Origin of the sequence: Flavobacterium sp. (assembly GCF_039916025.1) — a bacterium.
Classification (GTDB): domain Bacteria; phylum Bacteroidota; class Bacteroidia; order Flavobacteriales; family Flavobacteriaceae; genus Flavobacterium.
Map to the genome: position 1 here is coordinate 1 of NZ_JBDSMB010000020.1, position 8,661 is coordinate 8,661.

General features: G+C 34.3%; 5 protein-coding genes. All 5 read right to left on the bottom strand.

The features are described from left to right. A partial coding sequence (locus ABIQ27_RS01300; protein ID WP_348031317.1) for a citrate/2-methylcitrate synthase occupies window positions 1-902 on the bottom strand: 902 nt, incomplete at its 3' end. 202 nt (window positions 903-1,104) lie between these two features. After that, entirely contained in the window at window positions 1,105-4,449 is a 3,345-nt protein-coding gene (locus ABIQ27_RS01305) for a T9SS type A sorting domain-containing protein (protein ID WP_348031319.1), read from the bottom strand. 111 nt (window positions 4,450-4,560) lie between these two features. Continuing rightward, a complete protein-coding gene (locus ABIQ27_RS01310; protein WP_348031321.1) occupies window positions 4,561-5,319 on the bottom strand; it encodes a LytTR family DNA-binding domain-containing protein in 759 nt (252 codons plus the stop codon). 77 nt (window positions 5,320-5,396) lie between these two features. Then, window positions 5,397-7,361: a tetratricopeptide repeat protein gene (locus ABIQ27_RS01315; RefSeq protein ID WP_348031323.1), complete on the bottom strand. Its 1,965-nt coding sequence runs from the start codon at window positions 7,359-7,361 to the stop codon at window positions 5,397-5,399. A gap of 149 nt (window positions 7,362-7,510) precedes the next feature. After that, a partial coding sequence (sucC, locus tag ABIQ27_RS01320) for an ADP-forming succinate--CoA ligase subunit beta (RefSeq protein WP_348031325.1) occupies window positions 7,511-8,661 on the bottom strand: 1,151 nt, incomplete at its 5' end.

Consider the following 8,661-nt stretch of genomic DNA (forward strand, 5'->3'; position numbering starts at 1 on the left):
AAACGGAAAGGATCGTCTTTGTCTTTGGCTTTAGCCATATATTTTGCTGAATCTCCACCATCTTTCTGAATTGCTTCAAGCATTTCTAAAACAGCCTGATTTGCTCCACCGTGCAATGGTCCCCAAAGTGCAGAAACTCCAGCAGAAATTGAAGCAAATAAGCCAGCATGTGATGAACCAACAATTCTAACTGTAGATGTAGAACAATTTTGCTCGTGGTCTGCATGAAGTATAAATAATTTATCCAAAGCATTAACTACCACTGGATTTGCAGTAAAAGGTCCGGTAGGTAATTTAAACATTAACTGCATAAAATTATCTACATAACCAATGGTGTTATCATAATAATTCAAAGGATAACCCATCATTTTTCTGTATGTCCACGTTGCAATAACCAGAAATTTACCCATGGTTTTACAAACGGCTTCATACATTTCTTTTTCATTTTCTACATTGACAACTTTTGGATTAAAAGCTGTTAATGCACTTGTAAGCGCAGACAAAACGCCCATTGGATGAGCTGTTTTTGGAAAACCATCGATGATGTTTTTCATTTCCTCGTTTACCAAAGTGTATTTTCTGATGTCAGTTTCAAATTGAGCTAACTGAGTTTTTGTAGGCAACTCTCCGAAAATAACCAAGTAGGAAACCTCAAGAAAATCTGCTTTATCAGCTAAATCTTCTATCGCATAACCGCGATAACGAAGAATTCCTTCTTCACCATCAAGGAAAGTGATTTCACTTTGGCAGGAACCTGAGTTCTTATACCCAGGATCAAGAGTTATTGCGCCTGTTAAAGCACGTAGTTTTTCAATATCTATGGCTGCTTCATTTTCGCTTCCAACAATTACCGGAAACTCATATTTATTGCCATCAAATTCTAATATTGCGGTTTTGGACATGGTATAAAAAAGGGAATTAAATCTGATAAATTAATAATTTAACAAATTTAGGGAATTCGAAATGAAATAAAAAAGAAATATGGTAGCGTTTTCGTTAATTATTTGATAAAAATTATAAGCTTGTCCTCCACGTCTATTTTTACAAAATAAAAACCCACGATGGTGTGTCGTGAGTTTCTACAATCTACATTTCAATTAACTTTTACTCTTTTACAATTTTTTGAACTGAAATTCCTTTATCAGATAGCACTTTAATAAAATAAACTCCTTTTGAATGACTTGAAATATCAATGTTTGTTTGGTTTTCATTTACCAAGTTAGTTTGCAATATTCTTCCCTGAATATCAAACAATTGAACTGATTTGATAGTGTTGTCACATTTGATATTAAGATTTCCTTTGGTTGGATTTGGATAAACCGAAATTGATGCATCAACTTCAAAGTCTGGATTGTTTAGTGCCTGAAAAATTGTATTTTCAAGATTTGTGTCAATTGGAGCATTATAATCAAAATAGATGTTGGCTCTTTTGCTTACTGTATTTCCTTGAACAAGGGTATTTTTAGATCTGACTTTTATCAAAATATTTCCATGTCCACCTGAATGCAAATTGATGTTTCGGAAAATAAATTCGGCTATATTTCCTGTAAGTTTTGATGTTACTGAAGCTGAACTATTAAGCACCTGCAATGAATTTACATCAAATTGCGTCGTATCTATAATGTCTTTAACTACAATATTTTCGGCCTCCGCAGTTCCCGTATTTTCAAAATTGATAACATAATGCAGGTATTTTCCAATTTCGGATGGAGCTAACACATTACCTTCGATACATGTAATATCGTTTGGATCAAAAGAGCCCACAACAGTTTGGTTATAGGTGAAACTATTATCACTCCAATTTTCATCTGAAGTTATATCAACAAATGAAGTAAAGATTAAAACATCATCAATATTTACAGGCGGAATATCAGTAGGCGTATTTACATGTAATGTTACCCGTATACTTCCCGATTGAAAAGGCTGAACATTTGACACCTGCCATCCATAATGTCCATCGACTGAGGAAACTGATGGCGAGGCTGATGAAGATACATATTGTAATCTTGTATCATCATAATTGAAATTAAGGAACACCGTTTCCGTTTGGTTGCCTTTATTTTTATAAACTAAATCATACACCGCATCAAAACCTGGTCTTGCTCTGATTATTGGGACTATGACCATTTCTACATCATGATGAGCTCCATTAGCAGCAATACAGAAATTTTGATTTATAATATTGTTATTATTATCAGCAAAAGGAATCGTTGCAACTGCAGGTGAAAAATTGAACCAGGTTGGATTTTCAATATTTGGTGTAATAGTGAAACTTCCGGTTTGTGTGTAAAATGTATAATTTCCTGAATTATCCGTAAAACTTGCTCCGGCATTCGTTCCGTCATTAATGTTCATTCTGATGTTTGGCCTTACTAAATCTAGAACATCACAACCGTTATTATTAGCGTCAAAAGTTGCTGTTCCTGTTATAGTATTGAAGTCTCCGCCAGGCATAAATGAGCAATAGCTATTGATTACGCAATCTGTATAACCGTATGAATTTGCCAAAGCCCGAAAAAAGAGTAACTCATTATCATCATCAACGCAAATGAATGACAAGTTTTGATCTCCGCCTATAGAAACATTTTGCTGCAAGGATCCATTTTTCATGTATAATGAAGTCAGTTGGATATTATTGTTACATTCCAAAATGATGTTTTGGTCTGCAATAGCTAAATCTAAAGTAGTTAAGTTAGTGCCGTTACAATATAATTCAGCCAAATGATTAATTCCTGTTAATCCTGAAAGATCAAGTATTGGAAGAGGATTGTATGAGCATTTTAGTGTTGACATATTAGTGCCGGAAACATTTAAAGCAGTAATTAAATTAGAACTACAATCTAAATTTGTCAGACTGTGCAAATTCGACACATCTAAACTTGAGATTTGGTTCTCATTACAATATAAAAAAATCAATGCCGTGTTATTTGTTGTATCCAAAGAGGAAATCTGATTAGCATAACAATAAAAAAACTGAAGATTAGTCAACGATGTTATATCGATTGAAGTTAACATATTTTGAGGACAAAATAGATACGTTAAATTTGTATTTTGAGAAACATTTAAAGTTCCTAATGGGTTATTTCCAGTGTTTAAGCTTGTTAAGTTTACCAAAGAGTCTACATTTAAATCGCTAATTTGATTCTGATAAAGACTTAAAAAATCTAAATTAACCAGAAGATCCAAATCTACAATCTCAGTCAGTTGATTGTTGACTACGTTAAGAGAAGTAAGGTTTGTTAAATTGCCAACATCCAGTGTTGTTAGATTGTTGTTGCTACAGTCGAGCGAAAGTAAATTTGTTAATAACAACAAATCTAAAACTGACAAATTATTTGCGCTACAGTTTAACTGAGTCAGGTTAGTAAAATATTGAATTCCTGTCAAATCTGAAATATTAGAATTGGAAACATTCAAAGAAGTAGGCACCAATGCTTCATTTATCTGAATTTCTCCATCTACATTAGTATCAACTCCAAGAGCAATCAGCTGTGCTTTAAAATTCGCATCCGGAATAAATATAACATCTGGATTTGTGATGTATAAATGAAAACTTACAATGGCAGCACATTGATTTGCCGCATTTTGAACTCTTGCCCAAATTACCTGTCCATTGGTTGCTGAAAAAGCCGTTGTCTCAAATATTGGTATTGTAGCAGCCTGAGCATCAAATTCTGTTAAATGATACGTTATTGAAACATTTGGATCACCATTATGAAGCAGTGCATCATTAAATGTTAAATCAAAGAGAGCAGTACCTATATAAGGAATTTGTTCTATTGATAAATCCTGGGGCTGACTTGGTGTTGGTGTTGGCAAAACATCGATATGTGCAGTTTCGTTCAGGATTTGAGAACAACCAGGTGAACCTGAAGATTGCACCATAGTCAGAGCGATATCGTAACCGCCGGGCGTTGCATCAAGTATTTGTACTTCTGTATAATTTAGACCGATTGTCCATACATTGTTAATCGGACCGCCATTAACTGAAACGCTAAAAACATATGGTGCTGTTCCGTTAGCTCCCATCAAAGTATACAAAACCGGATATCCCGAACAAGCTGTTGGTTGTGACATAATTGTTGCAGTTGGCAGGCTTACAAAACCCAATGCAAAACTTGTTAGTGCAAAGTTGGCAGGATTCGCATTTTCTACAACTCTGACATAAATAGTCTGCACAGGAGAAATATTAGAAAAAGCAGTTGGGTTAAAAATAAAGTTCGTGCCATTCGCTGCATCAGCAGGGGTTTCGAAATACATAACCATATACAATGTAGGATCTAAAGCTCCTAAAATTTCAGGAGTCTTAGTTGTCAAATCAAACGTTTCAAATTGATCATTGTTGACGTCACAAACATAATATGTTGTTGGAGTTTGAATTACAGGAGGCGAAAATGCAAATCCTATGTATCCCGTAAAAAGCAGCAATATAAAGTATAGTTTTTTCATAATATATGTTTTGTTCGTTTTGACTGATTTTGATTTCTTATATAAAGATATATCGGTTTATTGTGTCTATTCTTAGTATTTGAGTATTCGATTGGTTTGAATTAGAATTCGTTATAATGTCTTTAAAATCTCCTGCAGCCTTTCTCTTTTCCGTTGTGAAATTGGCAGATTGCTATTGTCTGACATTACCACATAACCACCGTCTTTTTTGATATACGATTTCAAATAAGAAAGATTTATCAAATGCGACTGATGAATGCGTTCAAAACCATGTTCCGTCAATAATTCTTCATATTCTTTCAACGTTTTTGAAATCATTATTGGCTTGTTGTTTTTTATATAAAACTTGGTGTAATTGTCTTCGCTTTCGCAACGAATAATATCACTGATTTCAAAAAGATGAATTCCTTCAGAAGTCGATAATGCAATTCTTTTGAAATTATCAACTTTCTTTCGGATGTTTTCCAATAACAAATCTATATGGGCAACACTGTCATTTTTATCTAAAACACTCTTGATTTTACCTATTACTTTTTCTAATTCTTCCGGATCAACCGGTTTCAGTAAAAAATCCAAAGCACTAAATCGGAAAGCTTTGATAGCGTATTGTTCATGCGCCGTGATGAATACAATTTGAGAATTCAATTTCCCTTTTTTGTTGACTTCTTCCAGCAAATCAAAACCCGAACCATCACCCAAATGAATATCAAGAAAAACTACTTGCGGCTTATTCTGCAGCAACAATTCTGCCCCTGTTTTTACACTGTCAGCTTCTCCTATGATCTTTATTTCAGGAGCATAACGAGTCAACAGCGTTTTCATTCCGGCTCTTAAATTGTTATCGTCATCTATTAATATGGCTGTAATCATTTTTTAGTAATTAGTGATTAGTAATTAGTGAGTGGTAATTAGTGAGTTAATGCTATTCACTAGTTACTCTTCATCAATCACTTAATATATTGTATCGGCAAATTCAAAATCACTTTCGTTCCCAGAATTTCGCCTTTATTATTTTTTAGTTCTTCAATGGCAACATTGGCTTTGCGCGAAGTTGATGCTTCCATCATTTCCAATCGTTTTTTGGTAATATCAAGCGCCATCGATTTATGTACCGAAACCAATGCTTCCTTAATTTCTTTCGATTTGTCAAAACCAATTCCGTTATCTTCAATAGTACAAATTAAACTTTCTTTTTCAATGGAGAAATCAATAGCAATATTTCCCTTTTCGTTTTTCGGAATTAATCCGTGAATAATAGCATTTTCGACAAATGGCTGCAACAATAATGGTGGCAAAGCCATGTCGTCTTCAATATCATTTCCTTTTGTAATGGTGAAATCAAACTTTTGATTGAAACGCAATTGCTCCAGTTCTAAATAGTTTTGCAGGCTTTCCATTTCCTTATCGATTGGAATCAAAGATTCTTTTGAATACTCCAATGTTAATCGCATTAGTTTAGAGAATTTGGACAAATATTTAATCGCCGAATCGGTTCCGTTTTGAACAATAAAACTCGAAATAGAACCCAAACAATTAAACACAAAATGTGGATTCATTTGCAAATGCAGTGCTTTTTGCTCGTATTCTGCCAGTTCTTTTTGCAGTGTCAAAGTTTTCTTTAATTGAAGTCGGTTGTAAATCAGGAAAATGATTCCGAATGCCAATAAGATAAAAAGTATCACAAAAAAGATTTGTTGCTGATGCCTTTTGGCTTGTTCATTGTAAATAACTTCACGCTTTTCCTGCTCTTTTTTCTGCAGCACTTCTTTCTTATCAAACTCAAAATTCATTTCGGCACGAACGCTGCTTCTAATATTTTCAGCATTGGCAACACTATCTTTCGCAACACTATAAAGTTTGAAATGTCTTAATGATTCTTCAGTATTATGCTTCTTTTCGTAGATTTCGCTTAACCTTTTTTCAGCATTCTGAACTTGCTCAATAACTTCTAATTCTTTGGCTAAAGCCAATGATTTATTAGTTGCAACCAAAGATTCGTCTAATTTGTTTTGTTCCAGATAAACCTCACCGATGTAAAAGTAAGTATCCGAAATTCCGAATTTATCTTCTATTGAAGTAAAAGCTGCAATTGCTTTTTCAAAGGTTTTCAAAGCTTCCGTCTGATTGTTTATCATTTTATAATACAACCCAAGATTGTTATATAATTCACCTAAACCACGCGGATTTGGATACTTTTCAAAAAGCTGTAGTGCTTTGTTGTAATATTCAAATGCTTTTGAGAAATTCTTTTGGTGCAGATAAATATTTCCAATATTGGTTGTTGTAATTCCAACTGTTTCATCCCCAATTTTCTCTTGAATTTTTAAACATTTTACAAAATAATTCAATGCTTTGAAATCTTCATCCTGTGCTTTGTAAACGATTCCGATGTTGTTGTACAATCGGGCACATTTTTCTAAATTATTTGTCGATTCGTATATTTTGAGTGCTTTGAGGTCATATTGCAACGCTTTGGCATAACTGCTTTGTTCTGAAAATACAATTCCGATGCTTCCATAGGCACGGGCCAGACTATTTTTGAGTTCTTTATCTGAATTATTATCCAGTTCTTTTTCAAAAACAGTTTGCGCATTCGAGAAATTTTGCAAAGCTACAGCGTAATTTCCGGTAATGATATTTGCGGTTCCAATATTAAGATAGGCATTGCCTTCGGCTTCTTTAAATTTGATTTTGGTTGAAAGTTGCAAAGCCTGATTGGCAAATTGCAACATTAATTTGGGATCACTGGATTTATATTCATCGGCAATAGCATTAAGAAGTTTTGCTTTGTCAATATCGTTCCTTGTTTTTTTCAAAACCGAAATTAAACTGTCTGCTGTTTGACTTTGCGACCAACTGACTACCGAAAAAATCAGTAGAAAATATAGAGATAGATTTTTAGCTATTTTCATAAAGAACATTTTAACTAATGCTTCAAACAAAAATAGCATTCCCTTTTGGTAAAAAAATAGCAAATGAGTATTTAATCGTTTTTAATTAGAATTCGCATAAAAAAAAATCCTGAGTGAAAGCTCAGGATTTTAATTCAAAATATTTATGTTTATGATAAAGCCGCTTTAACCTGATCAGCCGCTTCCTGAAATTGTGTAGCCGATAATATTGGCATTCCTGAATTATCAATTAATTCTTTTGCAATTTCAGCATTGGTTCCCTGAAGACGTACAATGATTGGCACTTTTATAGCATCACCCATGTTTTTGTATGCATCAACAACACCTTGTGCAACTCTGTCGCAACGAACAATTCCACCAAAGATATTAATCAAAATTGCTTTTACATTTGGATCTTTAAGGATAATTCTAAAAGCAGTTTCAACACGTTTTGCATCTGCAGTTCCACCAACGTCTAGGAAATTTGCGGGTTCAAAACCTGCATATTTAATCAAATCCATTGTTGCCATTGCTAATCCTGCACCGTTAACCATACAACCAACTGTTCCGTCAAGGTCAACATAGTTTAGACCAACTTCTTTGGCTTCCACTTCAATTGGATTTTCTTCACGAATGTCGCGCATGTCAGAATATTTTGGCTGACGGAATAAAGAATTGTCATCAATATTCACTTTAGCATCAACAGCCATAATTTTGTTATCCGATGTTTTTAAAACTGGATTAATTTCAAACATTGAAGCATCAGAACCAACATAAGCGTTGTATAGTGAGTCAACAAACTTTACCATTTCTTTGAAAGCATTTCCTGAAAGTCCAAGATTGAAAGCAATTCTTCTTGCCTGAAAACCCTGCAATCCAACTGATGGATCAATTTCTTCTGTGAAAATCAAATGTGGTGTGTGTTCTGCAACTTCTTCGATATCCATTCCACCTTCGGTAGAATACATAATCATGTTTCTGGCAGTCGCTCTGTTCAGCAGCACAGACATATAAAACTCTTTAGTTTCGCTTTCTCCTGGATAATAAACATCTTCTGCAATCAAAATCTTGTGCACTCGTTTTCCTTCTGGTGGAGTTTGAGGTGTTTTTAACATCATCCCAATAATTTGTTCTGATATTTCTTCCACTTGTTGCAGATTCTTAGCCAATTTTACGCCACCGCCTTTTCCTCTCCCACCTGCGTGGATTTGAGCTTTGATAACATGCCAACCTGTTCCTGTTTCAGCCGTTAATTGTTTTGCAGCAGCAACAGCTTCAACCGGATTATTAGCAACAATACCACGCTGAACGCGAACGCCAT

Excerpts from the sequence above, each read along its gene's own strand:
- ABIQ27_RS01315 (WP_348031323.1), bottom strand. The coding sequence starts at position 7,361 with ATGAAAATAGCTAAAAATCTATCTCTATATTTTCTACTGATTTTTTCG.
- ABIQ27_RS01305 (WP_348031319.1), bottom strand. The coding sequence starts at position 4,449 with ATGAAAAAACTATACTTTATATTGCTGCTTTTTACGGGATACATAGGA.
- ABIQ27_RS01310 (WP_348031321.1), bottom strand. The coding sequence starts at position 5,319 with ATGATTACAGCCATATTAATAGATGACGATAACAATTTAAGAGCCGGA.